30 protein-coding genes are annotated in these 26,392 nt (G+C 35.1%); 13 read left to right on the forward strand and 17 right to left on the reverse strand.

Annotation, left to right across the window (positions count from 1 at the left end):
- Positions 1-339 precede the first annotated feature (339 nt).
- Positions 340-867 carry a DUF84 family protein gene (locus QA612_RS09455; protein WP_278283562.1) on the reverse strand — a complete coding sequence of 176 codons (528 nt, stop codon included), beginning with the start codon at positions 865-867 and terminating at the stop codon, positions 340-342.
- Between the two features lie 144 nt (positions 868-1,011).
- Positions 1,012-2,085 (reverse strand): M42 family metallopeptidase, encoded by a 1,074-nt coding sequence (locus tag QA612_RS09460; RefSeq protein WP_278283563.1) that lies wholly within the window; start codon positions 2,083-2,085, stop codon positions 1,012-1,014.
- A gap of 271 nt (positions 2,086-2,356) precedes the next feature.
- On the opposite strand from QA612_RS09460, the gene QA612_RS09465 reads away from it, so the two are divergent.
- Together QA612_RS09465 and QA612_RS09470 are read left to right on the forward strand one after the other, a co-directional pair.
- Complete coding sequence (locus QA612_RS09465) at positions 2,357-2,677, forward strand: PepSY domain-containing protein (RefSeq protein ID WP_278283564.1); 321 nt, start codon at positions 2,357-2,359, stop codon at positions 2,675-2,677.
- Between the two features lie 474 nt (positions 2,678-3,151).
- Positions 3,152-5,575, forward strand: a complete 2,424-nt coding sequence (locus tag QA612_RS09470) for a S8 family serine peptidase (RefSeq protein ID WP_278283565.1) — start codon at positions 3,152-3,154, stop codon at positions 5,573-5,575.
- Positions 5,576-5,765: 190 nt separating this feature from the next.
- On the opposite strand, the gene QA612_RS09475 is transcribed toward QA612_RS09470, so the two are convergent.
- The gene (locus QA612_RS09475) at positions 5,766-6,626 is read right to left on the reverse strand and encodes a YtnP family quorum-quenching lactonase (RefSeq protein WP_278283566.1); all 861 of its coding nucleotides are present in this window, start codon (positions 6,624-6,626) and stop codon (positions 5,766-5,768) included.
- Positions 6,627-6,776: 150 nt separating this feature from the next.
- The gene (gene trmB / locus QA612_RS09480) at positions 6,777-7,412 is read right to left on the reverse strand and encodes a tRNA (guanosine(46)-N7)-methyltransferase TrmB (RefSeq protein WP_278283567.1); all 636 of its coding nucleotides are present in this window, start codon (positions 7,410-7,412) and stop codon (positions 6,777-6,779) included.
- A 346-nt stretch (positions 7,413-7,758) separates the two neighbouring features.
- Between trmB and QA612_RS09485 the strand changes: the two genes are divergently transcribed.
- On the forward strand, positions 7,759-8,088 hold the full coding sequence (locus QA612_RS09485; RefSeq protein WP_278283568.1) for a YtzH-like family protein: 330 nt from the start codon (positions 7,759-7,761) through the stop codon (positions 8,086-8,088).
- A 116-nt stretch (positions 8,089-8,204) separates the two neighbouring features.
- Positions 8,205-8,465: a YtzH-like family protein gene (locus QA612_RS09490; protein ID WP_278283771.1), complete on the forward strand. Its 261-nt coding sequence runs from the start codon at positions 8,205-8,207 to the stop codon at positions 8,463-8,465.
- A 140-nt stretch (positions 8,466-8,605) separates the two neighbouring features.
- On the opposite strand, the gene QA612_RS09495 is transcribed toward QA612_RS09490, so the two are convergent.
- The 3 genes from QA612_RS09495 to thpR form a co-directional block, all read right to left on the reverse strand.
- The gene (locus tag QA612_RS09495; protein ID WP_278283569.1) at positions 8,606-9,397 is read right to left on the reverse strand and encodes a phosphotransferase family protein; all 792 of its coding nucleotides are present in this window, start codon (positions 9,395-9,397) and stop codon (positions 8,606-8,608) included.
- A gap of 187 nt (positions 9,398-9,584) precedes the next feature.
- On the reverse strand, positions 9,585-10,541 hold the full coding sequence (locus tag QA612_RS09500; RefSeq protein WP_278283570.1) for a nuclease-related domain-containing protein: 957 nt from the start codon (positions 10,539-10,541) through the stop codon (positions 9,585-9,587).
- Between the two features lie 255 nt (positions 10,542-10,796).
- A complete protein-coding gene (gene thpR / locus QA612_RS09505) occupies positions 10,797-11,348 on the reverse strand; it encodes an RNA 2',3'-cyclic phosphodiesterase (RefSeq protein WP_278283571.1) in 552 nt (183 codons plus the stop codon).
- A gap of 161 nt (positions 11,349-11,509) precedes the next feature.
- Between thpR and cysK the strand changes: the two genes are divergently transcribed.
- Positions 11,510-12,448 carry a cysteine synthase A gene (gene cysK / locus QA612_RS09510; RefSeq protein ID WP_278283572.1) on the forward strand — a complete coding sequence of 313 codons (939 nt, stop codon included), beginning with the start codon at positions 11,510-11,512 and terminating at the stop codon, positions 12,446-12,448.
- Between the two features lie 351 nt (positions 12,449-12,799).
- Positions 12,800-13,018: a DeoR family transcriptional regulator gene (locus QA612_RS09515; RefSeq protein WP_278283573.1), complete on the forward strand. Its 219-nt coding sequence runs from the start codon at positions 12,800-12,802 to the stop codon at positions 13,016-13,018.
- A 147-nt stretch (positions 13,019-13,165) separates the two neighbouring features.
- Here the strand turns inward: QA612_RS09515 and QA612_RS09520 are convergent, their stop codons facing one another.
- The 5 genes from QA612_RS09520 to wrbA all read right to left on the reverse strand — a co-directional run bounded on the left by QA612_RS09520 (position 13,166) and on the right by wrbA (position 17,933).
- Positions 13,166-13,885, reverse strand: coding sequence for a pseudouridine synthase (locus QA612_RS09520; protein WP_278283574.1), 720 nt, complete (start codon positions 13,883-13,885; stop codon positions 13,166-13,168).
- Complete coding sequence (locus QA612_RS09525; protein ID WP_278283575.1) at positions 13,875-14,549, reverse strand: hypothetical protein; 675 nt, start codon at positions 14,547-14,549, stop codon at positions 13,875-13,877. Before QA612_RS09525 ends, QA612_RS09520 begins: the two co-directional genes overlap by 11 nt.
- A 102-nt stretch (positions 14,550-14,651) precedes the next feature.
- On the reverse strand, positions 14,652-15,830 hold the full coding sequence (gene rodA, locus QA612_RS09530) for a rod shape-determining protein RodA (RefSeq protein ID WP_278283576.1): 1,179 nt from the start codon (positions 15,828-15,830) through the stop codon (positions 14,652-14,654).
- A 13-nt stretch (positions 15,831-15,843) separates the two neighbouring features.
- Positions 15,844-17,064 carry a putative lipid II flippase FtsW gene (ftsW, locus tag QA612_RS09535; protein ID WP_278283577.1) on the reverse strand — a complete coding sequence of 407 codons (1,221 nt, stop codon included), beginning with the start codon at positions 17,062-17,064 and terminating at the stop codon, positions 15,844-15,846.
- A 248-nt stretch (positions 17,065-17,312) separates the two neighbouring features.
- On the reverse strand, positions 17,313-17,933 hold the full coding sequence (gene wrbA / locus QA612_RS09540) for an NAD(P)H:quinone oxidoreductase (protein WP_278283578.1): 621 nt from the start codon (positions 17,931-17,933) through the stop codon (positions 17,313-17,315).
- 218 nt (positions 17,934-18,151) lie between these two features.
- On the opposite strand from wrbA, the gene QA612_RS09545 reads away from it, so the two are divergent.
- From QA612_RS09545 to QA612_RS09560, 4 genes are all read left to right on the forward strand, one after another.
- A complete protein-coding gene (locus tag QA612_RS09545; RefSeq protein WP_278283579.1) occupies positions 18,152-18,463 on the forward strand; it encodes a winged helix-turn-helix transcriptional regulator in 312 nt (103 codons plus the stop codon).
- A 547-nt stretch (positions 18,464-19,010) separates the two neighbouring features.
- Positions 19,011-19,148: a hypothetical protein gene (locus QA612_RS09550; RefSeq protein ID WP_278283580.1), complete on the forward strand. Its 138-nt coding sequence runs from the start codon at positions 19,011-19,013 to the stop codon at positions 19,146-19,148.
- Positions 19,129-19,251, forward strand: a complete 123-nt coding sequence (locus QA612_RS09555) for a hypothetical protein (RefSeq protein WP_278283581.1) — start codon at positions 19,129-19,131, stop codon at positions 19,249-19,251. Before QA612_RS09550 ends, QA612_RS09555 begins: the two co-directional genes overlap by 20 nt.
- Entirely contained in the window at positions 19,232-19,369 is a 138-nt protein-coding gene (locus tag QA612_RS09560) for a hypothetical protein (protein WP_278283582.1), read from the forward strand. The genes QA612_RS09555 and QA612_RS09560 overlap by 20 nt, the downstream gene beginning before the upstream one ends.
- A gap of 117 nt (positions 19,370-19,486) precedes the next feature.
- Here the strand turns inward: QA612_RS09560 and QA612_RS09565 are convergent, their stop codons facing one another.
- Positions 19,487-19,636: a hypothetical protein gene (locus tag QA612_RS09565; RefSeq protein ID WP_278283583.1), complete on the reverse strand. Its 150-nt coding sequence runs from the start codon at positions 19,634-19,636 to the stop codon at positions 19,487-19,489.
- Between the two features lie 76 nt (positions 19,637-19,712).
- Positions 19,713-21,353: a putative polysaccharide biosynthesis protein gene (locus tag QA612_RS09570; RefSeq protein WP_278283584.1), complete on the reverse strand. Its 1,641-nt coding sequence runs from the start codon at positions 21,351-21,353 to the stop codon at positions 19,713-19,715.
- A gap of 305 nt (positions 21,354-21,658) precedes the next feature.
- Between QA612_RS09570 and QA612_RS09575 the strand changes: the two genes are divergently transcribed.
- Both QA612_RS09575 and QA612_RS09580 read left to right on the forward strand, forming a co-directional pair.
- Positions 21,659-22,618, forward strand: coding sequence for a DUF4349 domain-containing protein (locus QA612_RS09575; RefSeq protein WP_278283585.1), 960 nt, complete (start codon positions 21,659-21,661; stop codon positions 22,616-22,618).
- Between the two features lie 219 nt (positions 22,619-22,837).
- A complete protein-coding gene (locus QA612_RS09580) occupies positions 22,838-23,893 on the forward strand; it encodes a D-alanyl-D-alanine carboxypeptidase family protein (RefSeq protein WP_278283586.1) in 1,056 nt (351 codons plus the stop codon).
- Positions 23,894-23,967: 74 nt separating this feature from the next.
- On the opposite strand, the gene QA612_RS09585 is transcribed toward QA612_RS09580, so the two are convergent.
- Together QA612_RS09585 and proC are read right to left on the reverse strand one after the other, a co-directional pair.
- Positions 23,968-24,369 carry a secondary thiamine-phosphate synthase enzyme YjbQ gene (locus QA612_RS09585; protein ID WP_278283587.1) on the reverse strand — a complete coding sequence of 134 codons (402 nt, stop codon included), beginning with the start codon at positions 24,367-24,369 and terminating at the stop codon, positions 23,968-23,970.
- Between the two features lie 38 nt (positions 24,370-24,407).
- Positions 24,408-25,211 carry a pyrroline-5-carboxylate reductase gene (gene proC, locus QA612_RS09590; protein WP_278283588.1) on the reverse strand — a complete coding sequence of 268 codons (804 nt, stop codon included), beginning with the start codon at positions 25,209-25,211 and terminating at the stop codon, positions 24,408-24,410.
- A gap of 167 nt (positions 25,212-25,378) precedes the next feature.
- Here proC and QA612_RS09595 point away from each other — a divergent pair, with 167 nt between their 5' ends.
- Positions 25,379-25,558: a hypothetical protein gene (locus QA612_RS09595; RefSeq protein WP_278283589.1), complete on the forward strand. Its 180-nt coding sequence runs from the start codon at positions 25,379-25,381 to the stop codon at positions 25,556-25,558.
- Positions 25,559-25,615: 57 nt separating this feature from the next.
- Here the strand turns inward: QA612_RS09595 and QA612_RS09600 are convergent, their stop codons facing one another.
- Positions 25,616-26,308, reverse strand: a complete 693-nt coding sequence (locus QA612_RS09600) for a hypothetical protein (RefSeq protein WP_278283590.1) — start codon at positions 26,306-26,308, stop codon at positions 25,616-25,618.
- Positions 26,309-26,392 lie beyond the last annotated feature (84 nt).

Genomic DNA, 26,392 nt, shown 5'->3' on the forward strand with positions numbered 1-26,392 from the left:
ATATAAACAACTCATTAGCAATAAGGTTTTGAACCGAGCCGACAGGACGGTAACGTAGTCCAATAGGACAGGCGTTGTCCATGAAAGTCTAAGGGAACAGCATTAGTCTCTAAAACAGATACCATAGTTTTAGAGGAAGTGCCTTTAAGTACCTTAGAACCCACCGAATTCATTCGTGTGGAGGTTCAGTGTGGAGACAGTAGATCAAGCACTACAGGCTTTAGCTTATATTTTTGAGGAAAAATAAGGGACTTATATACAAATACAAATAGCCTTTCATCAATAATAGAAGGCCATTTGTATTCCCAATATGTTAATTTTAGAAATTGGAACGTCACTTCATTCTTTTCTTACCCTACTCGTTTGTTTAGCGAATTTCCATTGCCCTACTAAAATCCTAACAACATGCTCAAACATTTCTACTCGAGTTACTTCTCCAGCAGTTAAAACACCTATAGTTCCTTCCTTTTTCCTCACTTCTGTACGCTTTGTCCAAATATCTATTGCATCACCTAGCTCCATACCAGCTTTCACTTTCTGTGAAATTTGGGGAGTTAGTGGAATTCTTGCACCTCCAGCAAAGAAAAGGTCCCCTTCCTCAGTAGCTAATGCCCCCCAGTTACACAATTGCAATCCAGCCGAAGTATCAATCACTCCTCCTTCTAAACCAATGGCAACCTCAGCATCAAAATTTTTAATTAAGTATAAAGAACGATTTATCGCACCTTGTCTTGTTTCTTCATCAGAAAATGGTTGTGGAGATACATTTGACGGAACATCCTGTGAAATAATGGAATCTGAACTGGAAAAAATATTTTTAACTGCATCTATTTTTGCAGGGTTTTTTGAACCAATGTAAATAATCATTCATACTATCTCCTTTTACTTAGCAACTACTTAATTTGCAACATTAAGTGATTGTTCTCCTTTTACTTCCTTCTTGCTACAAGCCCTTTTATTAGAAAAATCCTCCTCACTTTTCTATTTGTGAAGAGGATGTTTTATTAGATATTAAACGTTTTGTTTTATTGTTTCTAGTGTGCTCATATCAGTTATTCTAGCTAAGCGACAAACGAGTTCCTTTGCAGCTGCATAATCATCAACATGAATGATGGAAGCAGACGTATGAATGTATCGAGAGCATATCCCGATGACTGCAGATGGAACACCGCTGCCAGACATATGAACTCGACCTGCATCTGTACCACCTTGGGAAATAAAGAATTGATAAGGAATATTGTTTGATTCTGCTGTATCTAATATAAACTCTCTCATTCCTCGATGAGTTACCATCGTTCGATCATAAATTCGTACGAGGGCACCTTTTCCTAAGTGACCAAAAGCATCCTTTTCTCCAGAAGTATCATTTGCTGGACTAGCATCTAATGCGTAAAAGATATCAGGTTGAATCATATTGGCTGACACTTGAGCTCCTCGTAAACCTACCTCTTCTTGAACTGTAGCACCAGAGTATAATATATTTGGTGTTTTCTCATCCTTTAATTCCTCTAAAAGTTCGATTGCTAACCCTACACCATATCGATTATCCCATGCTTTTGAAATTAACTTTTTCTCATTCCCCATTTTTTCTAATGGGCAAATAGGAACAATTTGTTGACCTGGTTTGATTCCTATACGAATGGCGTCATCTTTATTATCTGCACCAATATCAATGAACATATTTTTAATATCCATTGGCTTTTTTCGTTTCGCTTCATCAAGTAAATGAGGTGGAGTGGATCCGATAACTCCAATTACAGGTCCTTGATCAGTAATGATTTGAAGACGTTGGGCTAGTAAAACCTGACTCCACCAACCACCTAATGGTTGAAAACGAATTAGCCCTTTTTCAGTAATAGAAGTAACCATAAAGCCTACTTCATCCATATGACCTGCCACCATCACTCGAGGCCCTGATTCATCCCCTTTTTTCACACCGAAAATACCACCCAGATTATCTTGAATGACTTCATCACTATATTTCTTTAACTCCTCACGAACATAGTTTCTTACTTCATGCTCGAATCCTGGTGCACCAGGGAGTTGTGTTAACGTTTTGAACATCTCTAATGTCTTTTGCTTCATAATAATAAACTCCTTTCAACGATTTTCTATGTACCTTTTTATATTTTAACGAATTGTACCATACGTTTCCACTTTTTTCGTATAACGAAATAAGTATACTTTTAAAACCTTGTTTTAATATTCCCTTTTTCAGGGTAAAAACTAATATTTTCGAATATGATTAATTAAGTTTGGCATTTATTTTTTTCTTCGCTATACTAAAAGTGGAGAATGGTATTGAGGAAAAATTGTAATGATATGATTAGATTATATTTTGAAAGAAGGTGTATCTATGGGGTGGAAACGTTTTGCCGCAGGTGTAGGCGCCGGCGTTGCTGTTACACTACTTGCGAAAAATCAGCTTGAAAAAGCACAACAGCTCTCACCAGAAAAAGCACTAAAAATGGTAAAGAAAAAAGCTGATCATTTAGGTTCAATCGATGGATCTTGGGTCCATATGATTACAGAAGAATTTGAACAAGACCAACTTACGTATAACGTTTATCGTGGAGGCATTACTTGCACAGATGAAGATGGAAAAATGAGTGCCTATGAATTTTATGTGGATTCAGCAACAGGAACAATATTAAAATTAGAGCAGCAAGAGGATTAAAATTTTGATATTCTACTCCGGGACTTACATTAAGCAGTGAAACTAGGGTTCTCCCCTATTGTCACTGCTTTTTTTCATTTTTCTATACACAATAGCACTATAAGAGCATAGTGCTATACTCCCACTTAAATAGAGACTTTCCTGTTAAAATATAAAAAATGATACCTTTTCAAACTTCTTTGTCCGAATATCCACCAATTATTATTGTCGAAATAGATCGAAACATAATTCAAATAGACTACTTTATTAATCTTTTAACTGCAGATATTTGATTCCTTTGAACTATTAACATTGGAATATCTCCTTATATTTTGTTTTCTCCCTTATCACTCTCTCCAAAAAAACAATACTTTAGTGACAAGGGAAACAGTTTTCTTTTGTTGAATTTATTTTCTAATCGAAATATTAGCCTTACTAAGCAATTTGTGAAGAAGGACTTATTTTTCGATAACTAAAAAAATTGGAGGGATTTATGTGAAAGGATTTTTTAACAAGGTTTTAGTATTTACTCTTACATTTTTACTTTTATTTGTCACTGGTTTTTCATCTGTTGGACTAGCTAACAATGGATCTATTGATCAGCTAGGAAAATTATACGGCAATTATGATAATACATCCTCATCACTTACTACTGTAATAGTGGAATTACACGAACCTTCCATTGTAGAAGCAAAGCATTCTGGAAAATCCCAATCAAAAAGCAGGTTAAGTAGTGTTCGTAATCAAGTAATTCAAGATATAAATAATGTAGTATCGTCTAGTGCTGTCCACAGAGAGTACGATTATTTATTCTCAGGCTTTGCAGTAGAATTACCTGAAAATGAAGTTAGAAATTTAATTACCGTTCCTGGTATCGAAGCAGTTTATCCAAACATAACGTACGAAGCTACAGCTTCTGAACCGACCTTCATTGAAAATTATGAGTTTTCACCAACTATGATGGAGAGTGCTCCGTTTATTGGTGCAAATGATGCTTGGGATCTAGGGTATACAGGTAAAGGTGTGACAGTAGCTGTTATTGACACTGGCGTCGATTATACTCACCCTGATTTAGTACATGCATTTGGCGACAATAAAGGATGGGATTTTGTTGACAATAATGACGATCCTCAAGAAACAGGGGCAGATGATCCTCGTGGGGATTCCACAAATCATGGCACTCACGTTGCTGGAACAATTGCAGCTGATGGAGAGATTAAAGGAGTAGCTCCTGACGCAACTCTTCTTGCTTATCGTGTATTAGGTCCTGGTGGATCAGGTACAACTGATAATGTTCTGGCTGGTATTGAACGCGCAGTACAAGATGGTGCTGACGTCATGAATTTATCGTTAGGTAATACTTCCAATGATCCTGACTTTGCAACTTCTTTAGCGCTAGACTGGGCAATGGCAGAAGGTGTTGTTGCTGTTACCTCAAATGGAAATTCTGGACCTAACCGTTGGACTGTTGGCTCTCCAGGAACGAGTCGTGATGCTATTTCTGTAGGAGCAACACGTCTACCTTACAATGTATTTCATGTTGAACTAAATACATCAGGATCATTTGAATACCAATCAGCAAACGTTATGGGGCATCCAAGTGATGAGGAATTGTTAGCATTGGATGGGGAAGAATTTGAATTTGTCTTTGTAGAATTAGGTTTAGAGGAAGATTTTGATGATGTTGATGTAGATGGAAAAATTGCCTTAATTGAACGCGGAGAGATTCCTTTTGTTGAAAAAGCGGAAAACGCAAAGGATGCAGGAGCAATTGGAGCAATCATTTTTAATAATGTTGAAGGAGTTCAACCAGATGTTCCAGGGATGGTAATACCAACGATTAAGATTTCCAATGAAGATGGTGAGAAAATGCTAGCTGAGCTTGTAGCTGGTAATAATACGGTATCCTTTGCTATAGAAGATGCTGGAATAGTTGACGAGACGGTAGCAGACTTTTCTTCAAGAGGACCGGTGTTAGGTACTTGGATGATTAAACCTGATGTAGTTGCTCCTGGAGTTAACATTGTTAGTACAATTCCAACTCATAATCCGGACAATCCTTATGGCTATGCAGCCTTCCAAGGTACAAGTATGTCAGCTCCACATGTAGCTGGTGCTGTTGCATTACTCCTTGAAAAATATCCTGACTGGACGCCAGAGGAAATAAAATCTGCATTAATGAATACTGCAGAATCGATTTATGATGAAATAGGTAATGTTTATCCGTTAAATACACAAGGTGCAGGAAGTATCCGTATTGTTGACGCACTAAATATAAAAACGCTTGTAGCACCAGGCTCTTATTCCTACGGAGTTTTCATGAAAGATAATGGGCGTCAAGTAGAACGTCAGCATTTTGAGATTAAAAACCTTTCAAACGAAATAAAGCGTTACTCCATGGAAGTAAACTTTTATGATGGTGCAGAGCATATTCAAGTGAATACGAGTAATAACCTAGAAGTAAAACCAGGTAAAATCCAAAAAGTGAACATGAACGTTCAAGTAAATGCTAGCGAGCTAGATTGGGGCTTCTACGAAGGGATGATCACATTAACCCATGAAGATGAAGTGATTGAAATCCCAACCATTTTGTTTATAGGAGATCCAACATTAGATGATCACCTCGTACCAGATCATTTAGAAGCTGGAAGCTTTACACTTGAGGATGGAGTTTTCGATATTTCTTTACTGTTAAATCGTGATGTGGATTATGCTGAAATTTATTTCTACTTTGCAGATTTAAGTGGTGGATACTTCATTACAGAATTTTTCGATCTTCCTGAAGGTCAAGTAAACCTAACTCTTGACGCAAGTGGCATTTTCCCATTAATTCCAGCCGGTGAATATGCTCTTGTTACCTTTATCGGTGACGAAAATTGGGAAGAAGGCTGGGTTTTAGGATACTTTACAGTGGAATAAAATTAATATAAGAAAAGCGTAAGGCGCCCCAATTACGCCGTTGCCCACGTCCTGTGGGCAACGGCGTAATATCGACATCCTGTTTCCTAGACACCTTACGTAGAGTGAAAATTTTATGCTTTCTTATCTTTCAAAAAAATAGAACACCCTCGATGCAAAGTGACTATTTTGCATCGAGGGTGTCTCCCTTTTACTCATTTTCTTTGTTTCGTAATACAGCTTCCTCTATATTTTTTCCATCTTTACTCCACTTCAAAATTCTATATTTGTAGTCATGATAAAACATGAACCATGCTCCATCTTCTATACCTGGAACCAAATACTTCTGCTTCATTGCAATAGAATCCAATGGATAATCGTCATACGCTAATACCCATAAAACATTTTGATGAGCATGAGTTGGCATGAGATCCGCCATATGTAACACGGTCTCCCCGTTTTTTTCCACCTTTAAGATACAATGACCTGCACTATGCCCTCCTGTATGGATAAGCTGTATGCCATCCACAACTTCTACACTCTCATTAAAGGTCTTTACTTGATGAGAAATCGCTTTCCAATTTTCCTCAAAATACGTATTCCTTGAACGAATATTAGGATTTCGCATTTCTTGCCATTCTACTTCTTGAATCCAATAGGTTGCTCGAGGGAAAGTGGAAATGAGATTACCATCAACTGGCTTCGTTGCTCCACTTGCATGATCGAAATGCATATGTGTCATTAACACATGGTCTATATCTTCTGCTGTTAAACCAAGTAAGGCAAGACTTTCTTCTACCTTTGATTCGTGTGTAATACCAAAATTTCGTAATGCTTTTTCGCTAAACTTTCCATTTCCAATACCAGTTTCCACCAATATATTACTTCCGTTAACTTGTATTAATATAGGGTCTGTCCGAAGTTCAATTTGATTTCTTTCATTTAATGGATATTTTTTTGACCATAAGGGCTTTGGAACAACACCAAACATTGCTCCACCATCCATATGAGTAACACCACCGTTTAGCCAAGTAAACGTAACATCTGCTAATCTCCAGCTTTCTAAAGCCATTTTGATCCTCCCCTTTACAAAAGAGTACCTACTCCCTTTCCACTATCGTTCGACGCATATAAAGGGAGTGGATTGTAGTATATGGCGTAGCATCCGAACAATGAATTTTACCGTTTGCCTATTAACAAAAATGCATAACAAGATAATTGATTATTTATATGCTTCTAAACGGTAAATTCGAATTCCCTTTTCAACGAACCTTTCTTCATACTCTGTCATAATATTATCTTCCATATTAGATTCATGTAGGTTAAACGTAACCTGCTTTAGCTTAAATCCAAATTGGGATAAGCTTTCAATTGAGTATTCAAAAAGGCCTTGATTATCAGTTTTTAAGTGTATTTCCCCAGTGTCCTTTAATATTTCACTGTATTTCTTTAAAAAGCTTTTATGAGTTAAACGTCTTTTCTCATGACGATTTTTCGGCCAAGGATCAGTAAAGTTTATATAAAATCTATCTACCTCACCTGAATCAAAAATTTCTGTAATATTTGTTACATCTGCCTTTAACAACCGAATATTATCTAAAGGGTTTTCTAATAATCTTTCAACCCCTGTAACAATAACACTATCGTACTTTTCTACACCTATTACATTTCGATCTGGGTATGATGCTGCCATTTTTGTTACGAAACGTCCCTTACCAGTCCCTACTTCCACATGTAAAGGATTATCATTTTCAAATAATTCACTCCATTTCCCTTTCCTCTCCTTTGGATTTGGAACGATAATTTGTGGGTTATCTTCAATTAATTTAGGTGCCCATGGTTTATTGCGCAATCTCATTCTTTCTTCACTCTCCAATTAATTAAACTAAAACTAAATTATTCTTAATTCTAATCATATTAAATTTACACTCTAATGTAAAAAGCTTTTGAATAGACTACCGTGAAAATAAAAAAAATTCATAGTGAAAGGGTATACAAGTGACTACCGATCCTTATGGCTTTGCTATTTTCCGCAGCTCTAGAACCTTCTCACCAACTATTAAACAGACTTATAATAAAAAAAAATGTGTAACAATTGTCTAAATTGGGAAATAGGATAAAAAGCTGCTAGAAAGGTTTAGCGTGTTAACTTACTCCCCTATTACACATTAACTTTTTTTAAAGATTAATTTGGAGGTGTATTTATGAAGAATTATCCTATAGTCGAACGAGTGAAATCCATTTTATTAGAACAAGTAAAATCTCATAGAACTTCAGTTGAAGAATTTCAGAAACTAGAACAGTTATTGAAAATTATTGAAGATGAAGAAATAAATGATAACTTCGAAGGGACACTTCAAGAAATTAGAAGCTATATTGATCGATGTCCCACGCCGCAAGGAAGAGAGCTCGATGAATATGTAAATCTCCATCGATTAAATATTTCGAGGTGGATTGAAGAATTATCCATGCTGAACGAAGGGGGAGGTGCGGTTACATTAGACTATGAACAGCGAAAAGGAAGAGAAATCTAAAACATAGAATATTTTTTCCTAGAAGACACATCCTTATATTTGTAGACATGTAATATTTTCGTTAGAGCAAGTATTTATTAACAACTTTGAAGTAAAGGATGTGTTCTTCATTGACTATGAACTATCACCATCAGCTCCAATTACTAGCTGATATATTAAGAAACCAACAAGATGAAAATTACGGAACTCATGTAGAGTATGAACAAATTGAAAGGCTAACTAGTAGCCTTTTACAAAATGATTCTGTTCCAGATAATATCAAATCTACATTAATGGGAATCGAACAATTTGCCTATCAGCATGACAAAGATGGACAACATGGGCAGTTTAATGCCTCTGAACTTCAACAGTTTGTTCAACAGATTGAACAATTTTGAAGTAATTAGCTCTTCATTTTCATTAGTAGAAATACTTAATAATCTTTAATACAAATAAATCTATAATTTCAAATTTAAAAAGCAAGAAGGGAAGTCCCTTCTTGCTTTTGATTTCTCTTTCTTTTTTTGAATAACTATATTTAACAATGAAATTCTGTTTCCTGAAGAAGCTGAAATAGCAAATCAGACCATTTCGTCATTTCATGATACTCTTGGCGCTGCCAACGCCATAGTATACTTTCCACACATTGACTTATCATATACCAACGTAGTCTATATTTTAGATTAGCACTATATGTTAAACCATATTCCTTTAACCAATTTTCCCATTGATTCTTTGGAACATATAAATAGAGTAATTGTGCTAAATCCAATGCAGGATCTGCCATTATAGCGCCATCCCAATCAATTAAAAATAGGTTATCATCACTCATTATCCAATTATTATGATTAACATCTGCATGACAAACAACACTCGTCTCAAAATCCAATCCTTCCATACTAGCACTTAACCATTTCATTGCTTCAGATATATAAGGATCTTTAATTTTGAAATGCGAGATACGTTCATTCAAGTTCTGTAATAAGTCTGCAGGGGTTAAAGGAGTGTTACCCATTCGCATAAACATGTCAAGGAGTTCTTCAGAACGATGAATTTTCGCTAACAACCTTGCAACTCTACCTTCACACATTTCTGGTGACTTTAATTCCCGTCCATTTACCCAACGTTGCGCAGTTATAACATCACCATTTTCTAAACGCTTCGTCCATAATAGCTTTGGGACAATCCCTTCTGCAGACAATACTGCTAAAAATGGAGAAGAGTTTCTCTTTATAAAAATTTTTTGATCTCCATGCTGAGCAATATAAGCTTCACCAGTAGCGCCCCCAGCAGGACGCACCTTCCACTCTTCTCCCATAAAGTGTTTCAAATCATTTCACCCTCAATTTCGTCTAAGCTTTGATGTATGTATGACCTTGTACAAGATCATCACACCCTATTACATAGAGGTTAGACCTTTTTTGAGTCTTTTATTATTGTAAAAAATATTTTCCTTTTGTTCAACTTAAACATGATAAAAGTATAACAAATATTTAAGTAAAAACTTATTAGTTCTACTAATTCGATTCATCATCTTCTACTTCTGTATCAAATGTAGCTTGAAAATCCATACTTCCGTTTGGTCTTGACGCCCATACAGAAGCACATTTAGCCAAAATTACATCGGCAAGTTTTAGTTGCTGATGTTTCATTGGAGCTACATTTCTATTAAGCACCTCATACCATTTTACTATATTTCGCTTATCAATTAATTTTATTGGATACTCTGGTTGAAGTATATCAATATAACTATCCTTAGCAATTACAGCCGTACGAATAGGTAAAGAGAATTCATTTTCTGTTAAAATAGGTTCTAACACTGTTCGCATTCTTTTTAAAGCTATTATTGGATCTAAGATTCTTCCTTTTTCTCCTTCAAACTCCTTCGTCCAAAAACGATCAGAATCACGTTTAAATATTGTTCGATCATTTCCTGTTAAAGGAGTCACTAACCATAGCTCTGTTGGCGTCAAAATAAATATATCCATTTCAACCTTAGTTTTTTTAGAAAAAACTAAGGGCTGATAAAAAACAAAATATGTGTCTGGAAGTTTTTTTAATAAATCAAATAAAAATGCGTCATGATAGAAGCTTTGTTTAATTGGAGATATTTCAGAAATAGTTGAACTTGCCCAGTTTAATTGAAAATGAAATATTTCTTCTAAAAAAGCTTCTTTTAATTCTTCTTTATTTTTATAATCATCTTTATCTACATTGTAATCAACTATTTGCTTCTCTTCTGTTGAATTACCCTTTCGAAACAATAGAGACTTCATTCGACTTCGTAGCTCTTTGGAGAACTTCTTTTCTTCAATATCATAGCTAATAAACGCCTTTTGCTTTGACCTATTCTCCCAATTAGCTAAAAGTCGTCTCCAGCGTTCTTTTTTTAAGCGTACAAACCGTGAAGGATATTTGTATAAATCCACTTCATATCTAGAAATATAATCTGATAGTTTAACAAGCTGTGCCATTAACATTACTCCTAAGAACAAAAGCGCAAGGCGCCCTCTCATCACCCATATGCAAATGTTCTAGCCGTTAAAAAGTGTTTTTTACTTTTTATACGGACAGATTATTTGACGCTAGGTGATGGCGCCTGGAGCTAGCCGTTTATTTGAAAAAACTATCCACATTAGGATATTTTATAATTTCTCTAACTAAAACAAAAGCACAAGGCGCTCCTACTTTTTCATTTCGTATTACGAATATCTTATACTTATACTATTTTACCTTGAAAGTTTAATTTTTGATATGGACTTATACATAGGACTTTGACCTGGAATTACTTGAAAAAGGTTAATTTCATCCACTGGAAACGCTTTTCCCCATTGATCTGTAATTGTCTTGTAATGAAATGTCTCTTTACTGGCAAATGATTTTCCTAACGTAATGTGTGGACGAAAAGGTCTTTTATCTAATTCAAATCCATGGATATCTGCCACCTCTATTATAGCATCATGTAATTGAATTAATGTTTTATTCTCTTCTAATCCTACCCACACTACTCTCGGCTGCTCTTCTTTTCCAAAAAAACTAATTTTATTTAAGCTTAACTGAAATGGAGGAATTCCTTCCATTTTACCATGTAGTGAATCCCATAGCTTCTCTTTCTTCTCTAAATTCCATCCACCTAAAAATAATAGTGTAATATGAAAATCGGATGCATTTGTTAGCTTTTTGAAATAATGAGATAAATTTAACTTATGCTGAATTTCAACTAAATTTGATCGGATGGATTTAGGTAAGGATATTCCGATAAAGTGATGAGTATTTGCCATCAATGTCCCTTCTTTCTTATAAAAGATAATATATGGTACAATAAGGAAGCAAGATATTTTTATGTGACCTACTAATATAATCACAACAAAACACTGTGAAACTACATGTAAAGTCCCATAAAATAGTGACAATATAGTTTACCCGAAAGGAAGTGGATTCGATGCGAACAGTAAATAATATGGCTGAATTAATTGGAGATACACCCGTCGTTAAACTACAACACGTAGCAGATAAAAATGGAGCATCTGTCTATTTTAAACTAGAGTTTATGAATCCTAGTGGTAGCGTCAAGGATCGTGCTGCTTTTAATATGATCCTAGAAGCAGAAAAAGAAGGCTTATTAAACGAAAAATCCGTTATTATTGAACCAACATCAGGTAATACAGGGATTGGTTTAGCTATGAACGCAGCAGCACGTGGCTATCGTTCCATCCTCATTATGCCAGATACAATGTCTCTAGAACGAATTAATTTATTGAAAGCATATGGTGCAGAAGTAGTCCTTACTCCTGGAGATAAAAAAATGCCTGGTGCTATTGAAAAAGCACATGAGTTAGTAAAGGAAATACCTAATAGCTTCATGCCAATGCAGTTTGAAAATGCAGCTAATCCAGATGCTCATCGCTATACAACAGCGAAGGAAATCGTAGAAGCAATGGAACAAATAGGAAAACCTCTGTCTGCTTTCGTAGCAGCATCTGGAACAGGTGGAACCATAACTGGAACTGCTGAAGAGCTAAAAAAAGTTTACCCCGACATAACAATACATGTGGTAGAACCGAAAGGATCTCCTGTTTTATCTGGAGGAAAACCTGGGCCACATAAACTAGTTGGAACAAGTCCTGGATTTATTCCACCAATACTGAATGAGGACGTATATGATGAAATATTCTGTATTTCCGATGAAGATGCCTATAACATTACGAGAGATTTAGCAAGAAAAGAAGGAATCCTTGTTGGCCCTTCCTCTGGAGCAGCATGCTACGCAGCCATACAAGTTGCTAAACGCTTAACGCCTGACGATGTTGTCGTTGCAATCGCATGTGATACTGGAGAACGCTACTTGTCCACTGACCTTTTTGAATTTGAAAAGAAATAAATTTACTTTTAGTTTGTTCAACTTTGCAGCATTAGCTCTCATTTCAATGAAATGGGAGCTTTTAAATATTTTAAGTACATATTTCCCACTAAATTTTCATAGTTTAATGAAAACAAGAAAAGTGATATTTGGAGCTTTGTCACATTTGTTTACAGACTTTTTGGAATTTTCGCAACATCCATTCTTTACTGATAATGATTTATTCATTAAAATAAAGAAAAGGAGGTTGATGCTTTGAATTTATTTTCAGTAAAAGCTACTCCATAACTAACTTAAGACACATTTTTTCCGTTAGTATCAAGCAATATCTCATATCTTTTACATTAAAATATATAAGAATGGAGTGGTTATTTGAAACCTTCAACTGACAGGATGTTGACTAGGATAAAATCTATCTACCTTTATATTTATAAAAGAGGAAATGTCTCCACCAAAGAATTGGTTGAAGAATTCGGAACAACTCAACGCACCATCCAACGAGACCTTAATGTGCTTGAATTTAATAATCTCGTCAGTAGCCCAGAACGGGGTAAATGGACAACAACAAGCCGCAAAATAAAAATATCATAGAACAACGTTTTTTTAATCAATGCGCTTAGCTAATGATACAGTCTTCTTTTAAAAACTTTTTATACTCCATAAAGCACTAATGTAAGTGAAATTTCCCATAACATTTGAGCATTACTATATACACATTAAACGTTAGCTAAGCCATTGCTACTTATTGTTTGCCTTCCAAAGGGAATCTACCTCGTCCTCTGTTAACTCTCGATAAGATCCTGGTTCAAGTGAAGGGTCTAATGATAAGGGACCAATTTTTTCACGTTTTAAAGCAACTACCTTATTACCAACTGCTTTAAACATTCTTTTAACTTGATGAAATTTTCCTTCTGAGATAGTTAAATGTAAAACTGTTTTATCGTCATCAGTAATATATTGAAGAGTTGCAGGCTTTGTTATATAACCATCATCTAACGTTACTCCTTCTTTTAATACTCTTTCATCTTCCTCATTTAGTAGTTGATCGATGTGGACACGATACACTTTATCTACCTTCTTTTTTGGAGAAGTTAGCTGATGCGCTAATTTACCATCATTTGTAAGTAACATAAAACCAGTCGTATCTTTATCCAATCTCCCTACTGGAAATGGTTCATAGATAGCATCATCCGTTTCCAAAAGATCAACAACAGTCATATCAGTAGTATCTTCTGTAGCAGATATAACCCCTTTAGGCTTATTCATCATTAAGTAAATAAATGGCTTATAACTAACAGATTCACCAAAAATCTCAATATGATCTTCCTCAGGATTCACATGAACTTTTCCATCCTTTATTACCTTTTCGTTAACAGTTAGCCCTCCTTGCTTTAACAACTTTTTTACCTCTTTCCTAGAACCGTATCCCATATTAGATAATAATTTATCAACTCTCATCCTCATTCTCCTTTTCATTCATCACTTGTTGACCAAATCCACCTAACATACCGTTGTAATAAGATTGAATTACCCCAGGTACTATTTGTCTTATTGCATGTTCTATAAGTTTTTCTGATAATCCTATTTGAAGCATATCTTTCTTAAATGTAAATACTAGTTCAATGGCTTTTTGTGTTGCTGCTTTATTTAGAAGAAAAACATCCTCTTCTGACGCTATTACTATTTCTATAGACCTTTCAAACCACTCTTCTACTATTGATATATGCTCCTTATAGGTTTCTGGAATTGCAGCAATTCCTTTTTTATCAATGATTAATTGATTCGCTTCCGTGATAAATTTTACAGGAACCACCTTTTGATTATCGTAAACCTTATGTATTATTTCCTTTGCTTTTCCTTTTGTTGCACAATAATATATTGTTGCCCTCGGATGTAGTAAATGTCTATAGTTATCTAGGAACTTCGGAATCTCGTCTGCCGGTAACATAAGCCAAACATCCTTCTCCTTACTAAAATCACTAGGTGATATCCAAGAAGCTTTTCTATTGTCTTTTAACATTTCTAATACTTTTTTCTTTGATCTAGAAAACACTTTTACTTTTCTATGATTAGGAAGCACCTCAATTATTGCCTTTGCTAATCTTCCGTAACCGACAATCATTACTCTTCCCTCCTTTTCATTAGTTAACAACAACATAATGTAACAAGCCTATATAAAAGAGGGAATCCCTTTTTATGAGATACCCTCTACTTTAAACCAAAATTAATCTTCTTCTCCAAACATGTAATGCTTTGTTCTAATGTTTACATTTAAAACAATTCCTACTGCAATCATACTGGTTATTAAGGCACTCCCACCATAACTTATAAAGGGAAGAGCAAGCCCAGTAATTGGCATTAAACCAACAGTCATTCCTATATTTTGGAAAATTTGAAAGACGAAGAGACCGATACAGCCTGCAACTAAATAAGTACCGAATGTATTGTTACAACTAAAGGCTATTATCACCATACGATATAACAATAAAAAATAAACAACAATTAATACAGTAGCACCAACAAAACCGAATTCTTCACCAATTACGGTAAAAATAAAGTCTGTGTGTAATTCTGGGATTGTTCCACTATGAGTCTTGGCCCCTTGTGTAAAGCCACTACCATACAATTGTCCTGCACCTATCCCTTGAATAGCTTGATATAGCTGATACCCTTCTCCACCAATATTAGCCATAGGATCTAACCATGCATATATCCTGCTTAACTGGTGTTCTCGTATAATATTTATAAATATTTCAAAATAATTGTTATGGAGCCAAACGAGAAAAGCAATGAACGATATAACCAATGTGGCTAGTAAACCGATCATTCGGTACGTGACTCCTGCCATAAGAATCATACTAAACATGACTGAACCGATTACAAGGGCAGTACCTAAATCTGGTTGAATAAGAATAAAAGCAAATGGAGGCAAACCTACTGCTAATATTTTCCCTACCACAAGGAAATCCGATTTAAATGATTTTTCTCTAGGTGTTTTCGTAATAGTATAAAGTAAATGCGCTAAAGCAATAATCACAAATATCTTTACAAATTCTGACGGTTGAAACTCTATCGGACCTATTTCTAACCAACGTTGTGCTCCTTTTTTTGAAGTACCAAAAAAATGTACTAATAATAGTAATACCATACCTACGCTATAAAGAGGAATAGAAAAGTTTTTAAACAAATCATAATCGATACTCATAGCAGCGAGCATCAAAATTACCCCAACACCAAACCAAATGATTTGTCGCTTAATAAAGTAAGTCGGTTCTATACCAAAAGATTCCGTGGTAGCACTACTCCCACTGTATATAGCTAATAAGCTTATACACATTAGTACAAACAATAAAAATAACAATGTATAATCTAGCTGTTGATAAGAGGATTTTCTCTCCTGCATGCATTTCCACCTACTATTTATTTCCTAAAGTTCTCACAGGGCGAAGAGGGGTATTTACTGAAGAAACTTTTGTTGTAGCTACTTCATCTTCAAATGTCTCTTCATTTATGAGTCGTTCTTTTCTTTCTTTCTCGGCCTTTCTTGATATATTCGCTAAAATGCCCATGGAGATAAAAGTAACCATAAGGGAGGACCCCCCATAACTAAGGAACGGAAAAGGAATACCTGTAATTGGTAATGTTCCACTAACAGCTCCAGCATTAAATACCATTTGGATCGATAACTGAAAAACAATTCCAAAGGCAAGTAAGCTACCAAATGTATCTCGGCACCTAGCACCGATAATAATACCTCGAATAATAATGATCAACATACAAACGAATACAAACGTTATTCCAATAACACCTAGCTCTTCACTGACTATAGCTAGTATAAAATCTGTATGGGCTTCTGGTAAATAAAATAGTTTCTGTATACTTTGACCAAAGCCAGCACCAGATAATCCTCCATGAGCAATAGCTATGTAAGATTGAACAAGCTGATAGCCTGACGAAGCCTCTAATTCAAATGGCGTTCGATAACCAATTAAACGATTCATTCGATATTCTGCTGATTGAGCATAATGATATAACGCCCATGCTGCTAAACTTCCTAATGAGATAAGATGAAACATTCTAGCACCTGAACAAAAAGCAATAAGACCTGCTACGAGAACAATGGATGTTGCAGTACCTAAATCTGGCTGCCTCATAATCAAAACAAAGAACACAAGGACAACAATTAGTGGTGGTAAAACTCCACTAAAAAACTTATTAATATAAGCTTGTTTACGTGAATAAACGTAAGCTAAATAAATGATTGAACCTAGTTTAACAAACTCTGATGGTTGTATTTGAAAGCCTGCAATGATAATCCAACGATAAGCTCCATTAACATCATATCCAACACCAGGAACCATTATGAGAACTAACAAAATAATACATCCAATAACAATGATTGGTGATAACTTTCTATAATGGCGATATGGAAAAAACATAAAAACCGTAAATAAAACAGCTGAAATGATAAGCCATTGCAACTGCCTGTCAAAAAAATGCGAAATATTCCCAAATGTATTATAACCTACAACAAAGCTAGAACTGTATATCATAACTAAACCAAAAATAGAAATGATAAAAATGGTTGTAATTAATATCCAATCAATATGAAGTGACTTTTTCTGTTGTTGCTCCAAGGAATTCACCTACCGATCTTTTGCAGTAGCCCTCTATTAATTCTTATATTATATCAGATGAAGCCACAAGTTTAAAAGACATCTATTTATTCTATCATTTATTATGTAAAGATTTTTTTCTAAAAATCTTTCTTTATACTGTGAGCAATAAAGTTGAATTAATTTCAATAAGGCTAATTGAAATTAATCCTTATAATTAGTGTGTCAATTAAAGAGAGTCATCCATCACTGGATGACTCTCAACTCTCTTATCCATGCAAAGCTTTTGCAATTCTAGCTACCCGTTCTCCAAGACGTTTGGCCATGATTAAATCTCGTTCATCTGGTTGTACACTTCCATCTGGTCCTGCAACAGTAGAAGCAGCATAAGGTGAACCTCCAATACCATCTGCAGTTAATTGTTCAGGGTTTTCTCCATAAGGTAAACCAACATAGATAAAACCAAAATGCAGCAATGGGACTAACGATGTAATCGCTGTTGTTTCTTGTCCTCCATGAATAGAACCGGTACTAGTAATAATACCTGCTACTTTTCCTTCAAGCTCCCCATTCATCCAAAGTCCACCAGCTGAATCTAAATATTGCTTCATTTGTGCAGGCATAGACCCATAACGGGTTGGGATTCCCCACACAACACCATCAGCCCATTTTAAATCTTCATGAGTTGCTATAGGAACATTTTCTTGCTTTTTTTGGGCTTGTACATATGCATCTTGTTCTGACATCACTTTCTTTACAACATCAAATTCTTCCACACGAGCAATTTTAACTTCCACCCCATCAACACTTTTTGCTCCTTCTGAAGCAGCTTGAACCATAGTAAAAATATGACCGTAACTACTATAATATGGTATTAATACTTTTGTCATATTAGATAGACACTCCTATTCTTTCTATTTTGTTTTTACTCTTAGACGAAAGAAAGAGTAAAATATAAGTATTAGATGATGGTCATCTATATGTACAATACCTTCTCGTTTCGAATCATAAACATATGCAAATTAATAAAGTAGTTAATCGGGGATACTTAGCTACTTACAAATATCAAGTGGACTGTGATATACTAGTTATGAAGGAGATGATGCCGATGGTTCAAGTGAATTTATGTCCAAAATTTGAATCTGCCTTTCAACTATTAGGAAAAAGATGGAACGGACTTATTTTGAATGTTTTATTACAAGGACCTCAACGGTTTAAAGATATATCTACAGTGATACCTAGTATGAGTGACAAAATGCTTGTAGATCGTTTAAAGGAATTAGAGGAAGCTGGCTTAGTTGAACGTTCGGTTTATCCTGAGACGCCAGTTAGAATAGAATATGGGCTCACCGAAAAAGGGAAAGATTTACAATCAGCTATGGAAGAACTTCAAGAATGGGCTGAAAAGTGGATAGATTAACAAAAGAGAGTATTCATTTACAAAAAATTATTATTTATAGGTCCTCTTACTTATGGAGCAGAAAGTATGCTATCTGTATAAGTAGAGGACTTTTTTATTTGCTATCCTGAAAATAGGCGTTAGTTCAGGAGTGAAGGGCAGCGACTCCAGTGGGATCAGCGCGAGTCGAAAATCCCCAAGCACTTACCGAGTAAGTGCTTGGTAGTTGAGGCCGCGCCCCACGGTAAAGAAGACACTGTAAAGCATGAACAGATATCGCACTTATGCCTGTGGTGAAAGCGTCTGCCAGAAACGGATGAACTTCTTGTTATGTATTTTCATACCCCATGGTGCAAGTTACACTTGTATTGGAGTCTACCGTGAAAATAAGTGTTATCAAACTTATCAGTATTAACAAAAAAAGGGCAAGTTAATCATTCGTTCCATTTGGATTAAAATCATTTTCATCCTCCATGGTGCAAGCCTTCACTTGCATCGGCGGTCTACCCTGAAAATAAGAAGCGTTCTAGAAGCCCGGAAACAGTGGAAAAACAAAAATGCGGGATGAATGAAGCCGTTATTGTTACCGCAAACGATGGAAAAGAAGGTTTGCGGTAATATAGAAGACCGCCTATATGCCTGCAAATCGGAAAAGCAAGTTTGCAGTAACATAGAAGACCGCCTATATGCCTGCAAATCAGAATAAGCAAGTTTGCGGTAACATAGAAGACCGCCTATATGCCTGCAAATCGGAAAAGCAAGTTTGCAGTAACATAGAAGACCGCCTATATGCCTGCAAATCAGAATAAGCAAGTTTGCGGTAACATAGAAGACCGCCTATATGCCTGCAAATCGGAAAAGCAAGTTTGCAGTAACATAGAAGACCACCTATATGCCTGCAAATCAGAAAAGGAAGGTTTGCGGTAACATAGAAGACCGCCTATATGCCTGCAAATCAGAATAAGCAAGTTTGCGGTAACATAGAAGACCGCCTATATGCCTGCAAATCAGAAAAGGAAGGTTTGCGGTAACATAGAAGCATGCCTATAAGCCTGCAAATCGGAAAAAGAAGGTTTGCGGAAATATAGAAGACCGCCAATGTTCCCCGCAAATGGAGAAAAGAAGAAATGTGGGAAGGTAGTATACTTTAGAAAGAACATTTTCATCCCCCCATGGTGCAATATCCACTTGCATGGACGGCCTACCCTAAAAATAAAAAGTAGTCTGCATGATATATGTTTTCATACCATGCAGACTACTTTTCTCTACTCTATCCGTCTAAGCTTTGCCTTTTCTTTTTCGATAAAAATTTAAATCTTTTCCCTAATATTTGACCTGCTAGTCCTGAACGATAGCTCATATACATGTATACTGCTAAGCCCATTACTACAGAAACAATAGCTGTAGTAAGAGCATTTATGCTCGAGTTTAATGGTACGAAGTAATACATTCCATTTCGAACAAGAAGAACAATCATACCCATTACGGTAGCAAACAAAGAGATCAGTAGTATACGCTTTAATAAAAAGCTATAGTTATACTTTGCATACTTTCCTACTGCCCAGATATTGATTCCAACCGCTATTACATAGCCTAAGCCTGTAGCAAAAATTGCTCCAAAGGCATCAAACCAGACAATGAATGGATAATTTAGAACTGCTTTAAATGCTAACCCTGTTAAAAGGGCTATAACAACAAATTTTTGTCGGTTTATCCCTTGTAATAATGATGCTGTTACAGCAAAGAGTGAAAACAAGATAGCTACAGGTGCATAATACTTTAAAATTGGAGCACCAATCGCCATATCTTCTAAACCAAATAATGCAGCATAGAAAGGATTTGACAAAAGAACAAGGCCTAGTGCAGCTGGAATGCTAATGAACAATATAATTTGATAAGTCTGAGTAATATGCCGTTGTAATTCCTCCCTCTCATTATTAACAAATGCCTTAGTGACTGTTGGAAGAATTGTTAGAGAAAGTGCAGTAGCAACAGCAACAGGAATTAAGATTAGCTTGTGTGCAGCTTGAGCAAATGCTCCAAAATACATATCCGCTTCCATTTGACTGTATCCAATACTGATCATAGCCCTATTAAAGCTCATTAAATCCACCATTTGAAAAAGTGGAGTAGCAATTCCAACGAAAGCAATCGGAACGGCATAGGAAACAAGCTCCTTATACATTTTCGTTAGGGGAATTTGATGATCCACAACACTTGTTTCTACCTGTTGCTGAATATGCCCCTTTCGCTTACTCCAATAAACTAGAAGAACAACCATGCCCCCTAATGCACCAACGAAAGCTCCAAAGGTTGCAAATCCAACAGCTGTCCCAAGTTCTCCCTGCCATACTTCAATGATTAAGTATGTAAGAAGAAGGATAAATACAATCCGAATAAGCTGTTCAATAACTTGTGATACTGCCGTAGGACCCATTGACTCAAATCCTTGAAAATATCCTCTTATTAAGGACATAACAGGAACAATGACAAGTGCAACACTGACCATTCTAATGGTAAAAACTGCGTCCTCAATCGTATTCCCCTTTAGTGCATCAGGGTCAATAACTTGTCTTGCAATAGGTTCTGCAAGTAAAAATAACACGATAAAGGCAATAGCACCAGACACAGACATAACAACAATGCCTGATTTAAATAGCCGTTGCCCTGTTCTATAATCCCCTAATGCATTATATTTTGAAACAAATTTTGAAACAGCTAAAGGAATTCCTAACGTAGATATACTTAGCAGAATGGTATAAGGGGTGTAGCCATACTGATATAATGCTAAACCGTCTAATCCCACAATTGCTTTAAATGGGAAAACATAAATAAGCCCAAGTATTTTTGATAAAAAAATACTTGCAGTTAAAATCATCGTTCCACGTATAAGTTGTTTATTATCAGACATTTTTTTCGCCTGCCTTAATACTATTTAAAATGTGTTAATATTATGGAACTTTTTCCAATAAATACTTTTTTATAATACTGCTAGAATTTTAACACACATCACCTACAAGAACATAATAGTAATTTATTTTTTGTACTATTAAAAAAAAAATCTTTCTCTAAAACTTAACAATAGCAAGTACAAATCCCATTTTGTTCATAAATTTATCACTTTCTTAAATTGGATAAGCTATCTATGAATACATAATATGAAACCTTCTATTTAAAAATTCGTCTAATAAGAAAACAGTTATTGGGGGTTAATTGATGAATAAGCAAATAAAACGTTATTTAACGATTAGTTTATTCGTTTTACTGTCAACATTCTTTTTAGGATGTAGTGACAGAGATAACAGTTTAGAAAGTAGTGCTGATAATGATTCACAAGCAAACATGAATGATAGTGCTGGATTTGTAGAATATAGTAGGGATTATGAAGGAGAAATGGCTGAAGACGGACGGTCCAATACTTCTAATCAAGAAGTCGATGAACAAAACCTTTCAACTAGAGATACAACGGAACAAATGATCATTTACAATGGAAATTTGTCCATTGAAGTAATCGATTTCAAAAGAGCACAAGCCGACATACAAGAAAATACAGAGCAATTGGGTGGCTATATTGTTGAATCGTCCATTTATCATCACGGGGAAGATAGATTATCTGGAAATCTTGTTGTAAGAATTCCACAAGAGCATTTCCACTCCTTTCTGAATGATATGGAATCAACAAGTACAAAGGTTCTAGAACGAACAATCCATGGAAACAATGTTACAGAAGAATACATTGATTTAGAATCAAGACTCCGTTCAAAGGAAGCAGTGGAAGAACGCTTATTATTATTTATGGAAGAAGCGGAAAACACAGAAGATTTACTAAAAATATCAAATGATCTTACAAAAATTCAAGAAGAAATAGAACGACTAAAGGGAAGAATGAATTATTTAGAAAATAATGTTGCTTTCTCAACCGTAACAATTTATATAAATGAAAAAACAATAAATGTTTCCTCTATTCAAGAGACAGATAGCTTAAATACATGGTTGAAATCTAAAAGTTTATTTGCAGATACTGTGAATGCATTAATATCATTTTTTTCAGGAGTGATCATTTTTACCATTGGTCTCTCTCCAATTTTAATTCCTCTAATAATCATTATTTGCTTTATTATTGTCTATCAAAAGCGAAAGTTGAAAAAAACGAAAAAAATGGAACAAGATAATTAATATATATTCATATATAACTTTTAAACTGCACCACAACTGGCGAACCAATATCCGTCAATTGTAGGTGCAGTTTTTTGCAAAAATAATTGGTTCAATAATGTAGAAAATCATGTAACTATTCAAATATATCTTCATAATAGTTAATGAAAATGATAATGTATTCATTGTATGAAATAAAGGACTATAAAAAAAGACAACAGCAACAAAGGGGAATTAGCTATGAAAAAAATTAGTCTAATAATTATTTTACTTATTACATCCTTCCTAATCATTAGTGGATGTACACTAGATCAAGAGTCTACAAACTCAAACTCTTCCAATCAGGGAGAAATAAATGTAGATAATGAGGTAAAAAACGAAGGGAATAACAATAATAAAGAAGATAATGACCATGAAGATTCAAGCGTTGAGGAGGAACAGAAGAGTGAAGAGGAAATAGTGTCAGCATCTGCTGTATATGTTCCAGATAACATTCTATTTGAAGCTATGGTTCTTGTTAATTCATCTTTAAATGTTCGAAAGGAACCTAATAATAATGCTGAATCGGTCGATCAATTAAATAATGGAGTTCATGTATTTGCATTGGATCAAGAAGAAGACTGGACATATATATTTACTGACAATATAGAAGGTTGGGTAAATAGTTCCTATATCAAAGAAATACCGTACGACTCCAACCAAAAGAAGATTGTGGACAATCCAGAAGACATATTGGTCTTAGTGAATAAAGAGTATGTGCTACCTCGTGATTATGAACCAGCAGATTTAATCATTCCTAATGTACCATTTTCTAATGAAGAATATCATGAACGGCAATATTTGCGAAAAGAAGCGGCACACGCATTAGAAAAAATGTTCCAAGCTATAGAAGAAGAAGGGTTAGAGCTATATGCCACTTCAGGATACCGTAGCTTTTTTACACAAAAACAAATTTTTCCAAACAATGTTGGTCAACACGGGTTTGAACGGGCTAACGAAACAAGTGCATTTCCAGGAGAAAGTGAACACCAAACAGGTCTAGCAATGGATGTAACGAACCGGACAGTAAGCTTTATGTTAACAACGAATTTCGGAGAGACTCCAGAAGGAAAATGGATATCTGAAAATGCTCATAATTATGGATATATCGTTCGATATCCAAAGGGACTTGAAGCCATTACAGGTTATACGTACGAACCATGGCATTTACGGTATGTAGGAAAGGAAGCAGCAACAGAAATTTATGAAACTGGAGTCACATTAGAAGAATATTTAGGAGTATATGAAAGGGAATAATAGAAATTATTATTTTTAATAAACTTGAAGGAGCTTACTAGATAAACTCCTTCAAGCTTATTTATATTGCAAAGTTACCCCTCAATAATCTTTAAAACCATCGTTCGCATTCTTGGCCCATCAAATTCACAAAAATAGATTCCTTGCCATGTACCGAGGATTAGTTCTCCATCTTGAATAATGATTACTTGAGAAGCACCAACGGTACTTGCTTTTAAATGAGATGCTGAATTTCCTTCTCCGTGACGGTATTTTTTATGTGTCCACGGATAAACTTCATCCCATCTCATTAACATATCATGCTTTACGTCAGGATCGGCATTTTCGTTTATCGTAATTCCAGCCGTCGTATGGGGACAGTAAACATAGATAACACCATTTAATACTCCTTGATCTTTTACATATTTCTTCACTTCCCTAGAAACATCAATCATCTCATCACGTGAGTTCGTTTCAATAGAAATTTTCTTTATCATATGTAAATTCAAATCCTCTCATTCGTTATATTCATCATTCATTTCCCATGCCCTCTCGCATGTTCGTTCGTTGCTTTCACTGCTTCATGAACAATTTCTTTAAATCCTTTCTCATGAAAAACCTTTAATCCCTCTGCAGTAGAACCACCTGGTGAAGCAACCTGTGCAATTAATTCGCTAGGTTCATAGCCTTCCTCAAGCATTGCAGCTGAACCCTTTAACATGTTAGATACTAAATTACGACTTTGCTCTAGTGTAATTCCATACTCTAATGCTGCACCTTCTAATGCTTCCACAAAAGAATAGACAAAAGCAGGCGCACTCCCAGTTATTGCTGTCAAATCATGAACCTGCTGTTCTGTTAGTTCCTCTGAATTACCAATTGCAGATAAAATAAATGTAATGATTTCTCGTTGTTCTGTACTAACATTTTTTCCACAAACATACGTGGACATTGATTTGCCAACCTGTGCTGCTGTGTTTGGCATGATCCAACAAACAGCAGCATTCTCAGGTAATCGCTTTTCCATATAGGTTGGATCAATTCCAGCAGCAACAGTAATCACTAGCTGATTGTTATATACAGAATGTATACTTTCTAGTTGTTCCTCTTGTGTTTGTGGTGGTGTCGCTAAAATGATAACATCGTGTCTATGGATTTCTTCTTCCCACTTGGATGAAGTCTCAACCTTATATGTATTTTTTATATTAATTAACTTTTCTTTATTTTGTAGGTTAGTTACTGTTAAACGATCTATGCTCCTTCGATCTTTAACAAGACCTGCAATAATAGCCTCTGCCATTCTACCTGCCCCTACCATTAAAATAGATACTTTTTTCATTTTCTTCTTCCCCCTTTATCCTATCATACCGTATCATTATTATTTTCTAAAATGAAAGATTACACTCCCCAAAAAACGGTAAATATTTTAGGTTATTTTTCCCACATGGAGCTATGTTACACTAAATGTATAATAAAGATAATCAAATTTAAAATGAGGTGTATGACATGGAATTTTTTGCACTTATATTAGCTTTATTATTATATATTGTTCCAATTGTACTTACTATTTTAGTAGTACTATGGATTTATAAAATTAAAACAGCAGCTGAAGAACAGGTTGTCCAAAACCGTGCCATTATTTCGATACTTAGAAAGATGCAAAAAGAAGTGGAAAATGAAAACTAATTTTTACATTACATAAGAAAAAGAACGCCACAACTGGGCGTTCTTTTTTTCATACAGTTAGCTAATATTCTCTAATCGCTTTTCAAGCTGTTTTAATTTAAATTCATCCTTATGCATCTTTTCATATTGCTTTAATTTTCTTTTTAAACGAGATTTTGTCCAGTGAAAATCAACAATTCCCTTTTGATTTAGATAAATCGCAAAGAAATCTACATGACCACTATCGTATTTTTCTTTATCATCAACAACTTCGAAATAGCAATCAAATGCTTCAAAAATTGTAGATTGTTTTGGAACAAAATCACCGTATTGATCAAAACATTGACGATAGTTCTTTTCTCTAAGCTTTGTAATAAACGTATTTAAAAATACTTCTTCATTTCCCGTAAAATTATATCCTTTTTTCTCAAGTAATCTTAAGAATACTTTTAGTTCATTATGATAATAGTTATATGCTTTTCGCATATCCTTCGTCATATTAATATTAACACTAACTGTACCTTCGGAGCGAGCATGCAACATGTTCAAGACTGCCTTGTAAACCTCTGGCTTTAACAAAAATGCAGGGTGAACCGTCCTCAGATACTTTTCCACCTCATTGTTTAAAATCGACTTCTGATTTTCTTCAAATTCCATTCTTTTTAATGCTTCTAGTCTTTCTTGCTCTGCATACTCCATAATACGTTGCTGTGTTTCTTGTGCCCACACAGCACGCTTTGTTTCAAACTTCTTCATTAAGTTTTGAAACATGTGCCTCTCCTCCTTCCCATAATTTAACGTTATTTTTTTTCCATCTGAAGTGTATCACATTAAAAACAGAAATAAAATAGAGTT

Source organism: Evansella sp. AB-P1 (genome assembly GCF_029688925.1).
In the GTDB taxonomy this organism is placed as follows: Bacteria; Bacillota; Bacilli; order Bacillales; family Salisediminibacteriaceae; genus Evansella.

Bases quoted from the DNA above. Each gene is read 5' to 3' on its own strand.
- QA612_RS09455 (WP_278283562.1), bottom strand. From the start codon at position 867: ATGATTATTTACATTGGTTCAAAAAACCCTGCAAAAATAGATGCAGTT.
- QA612_RS09460 (WP_278283563.1), bottom strand. From the start codon at position 2,085: ATGAAGCAAAAGACATTAGAGATGTTCAAAACGTTAACACAACTCCCT.
- QA612_RS09465 (WP_278283564.1), top strand. From the start codon at position 2,357: ATGGGGTGGAAACGTTTTGCCGCAGGTGTAGGCGCCGGCGTTGCTGTT.
- QA612_RS09475 (WP_278283566.1), bottom strand. From the start codon at position 6,626: ATGGCTTTAGAAAGCTGGAGATTAGCAGATGTTACGTTTACTTGGCTA.
- trmB (WP_278283567.1), bottom strand. From the start codon at position 7,412: ATGAGATTGCGCAATAAACCATGGGCACCTAAATTAATTGAAGATAAC.
- QA612_RS09485 (WP_278283568.1), top strand. From the start codon at position 7,759: ATGAAGAATTATCCTATAGTCGAACGAGTGAAATCCATTTTATTAGAA.
- QA612_RS09490 (WP_278283771.1), top strand. From the start codon at position 8,205: ATGAACTATCACCATCAGCTCCAATTACTAGCTGATATATTAAGAAAC.
- QA612_RS09500 (WP_278283570.1), bottom strand. From the start codon at position 10,541: ATGGCACAGCTTGTTAAACTATCAGATTATATTTCTAGATATGAAGTG.
- thpR (WP_278283571.1), bottom strand. From the start codon at position 11,348: ATGGCAAATACTCATCACTTTATCGGAATATCCTTACCTAAATCCATC.
- cysK (WP_278283572.1), top strand. From the start codon at position 11,510: ATGCGAACAGTAAATAATATGGCTGAATTAATTGGAGATACACCCGTC.
- QA612_RS09520 (WP_278283574.1), bottom strand. From the start codon at position 13,885: ATGAGAGTTGATAAATTATTATCTAATATGGGATACGGTTCTAGGAAA.
- QA612_RS09525 (WP_278283575.1), bottom strand. From the start codon at position 14,549: ATGATTGTCGGTTACGGAAGATTAGCAAAGGCAATAATTGAGGTGCTT.
- rodA (WP_278283576.1), bottom strand. From the start codon at position 15,830: ATGCAGGAGAGAAAATCCTCTTATCAACAGCTAGATTATACATTGTTA.
- wrbA (WP_278283578.1), bottom strand. From the start codon at position 17,933: ATGACAAAAGTATTAATACCATATTATAGTAGTTACGGTCATATTTTT.
- QA612_RS09545 (WP_278283579.1), top strand. From the start codon at position 18,152: ATGGTTCAAGTGAATTTATGTCCAAAATTTGAATCTGCCTTTCAACTA.
- QA612_RS09550 (WP_278283580.1), top strand. From the start codon at position 19,011: ATGAAGCCGTTATTGTTACCGCAAACGATGGAAAAGAAGGTTTGCGGT.
- QA612_RS09555 (WP_278283581.1), top strand. From the start codon at position 19,129: ATGCCTGCAAATCAGAATAAGCAAGTTTGCGGTAACATAGAAGACCGC.
- QA612_RS09560 (WP_278283582.1), top strand. From the start codon at position 19,232: ATGCCTGCAAATCAGAATAAGCAAGTTTGCGGTAACATAGAAGACCGC.
- QA612_RS09565 (WP_278283583.1), bottom strand. From the start codon at position 19,636: ATGCAAGTGGATATTGCACCATGGGGGGATGAAAATGTTCTTTCTAAA.
- QA612_RS09570 (WP_278283584.1), bottom strand. From the start codon at position 21,353: ATGTCTGATAATAAACAACTTATACGTGGAACGATGATTTTAACTGCA.
- QA612_RS09575 (WP_278283585.1), top strand. From the start codon at position 21,659: ATGAATAAGCAAATAAAACGTTATTTAACGATTAGTTTATTCGTTTTA.
- QA612_RS09580 (WP_278283586.1), top strand. From the start codon at position 22,838: ATGAAAAAAATTAGTCTAATAATTATTTTACTTATTACATCCTTCCTA.
- QA612_RS09585 (WP_278283587.1), bottom strand. From the start codon at position 24,369: ATGATAAAGAAAATTTCTATTGAAACGAACTCACGTGATGAGATGATT.
- proC (WP_278283588.1), bottom strand. From the start codon at position 25,211: ATGAAAAAAGTATCTATTTTAATGGTAGGGGCAGGTAGAATGGCAGAG.
- QA612_RS09595 (WP_278283589.1), top strand. From the start codon at position 25,379: ATGGAATTTTTTGCACTTATATTAGCTTTATTATTATATATTGTTCCA.
- QA612_RS09600 (WP_278283590.1), bottom strand. From the start codon at position 26,308: ATGTTTCAAAACTTAATGAAGAAGTTTGAAACAAAGCGTGCTGTGTGG.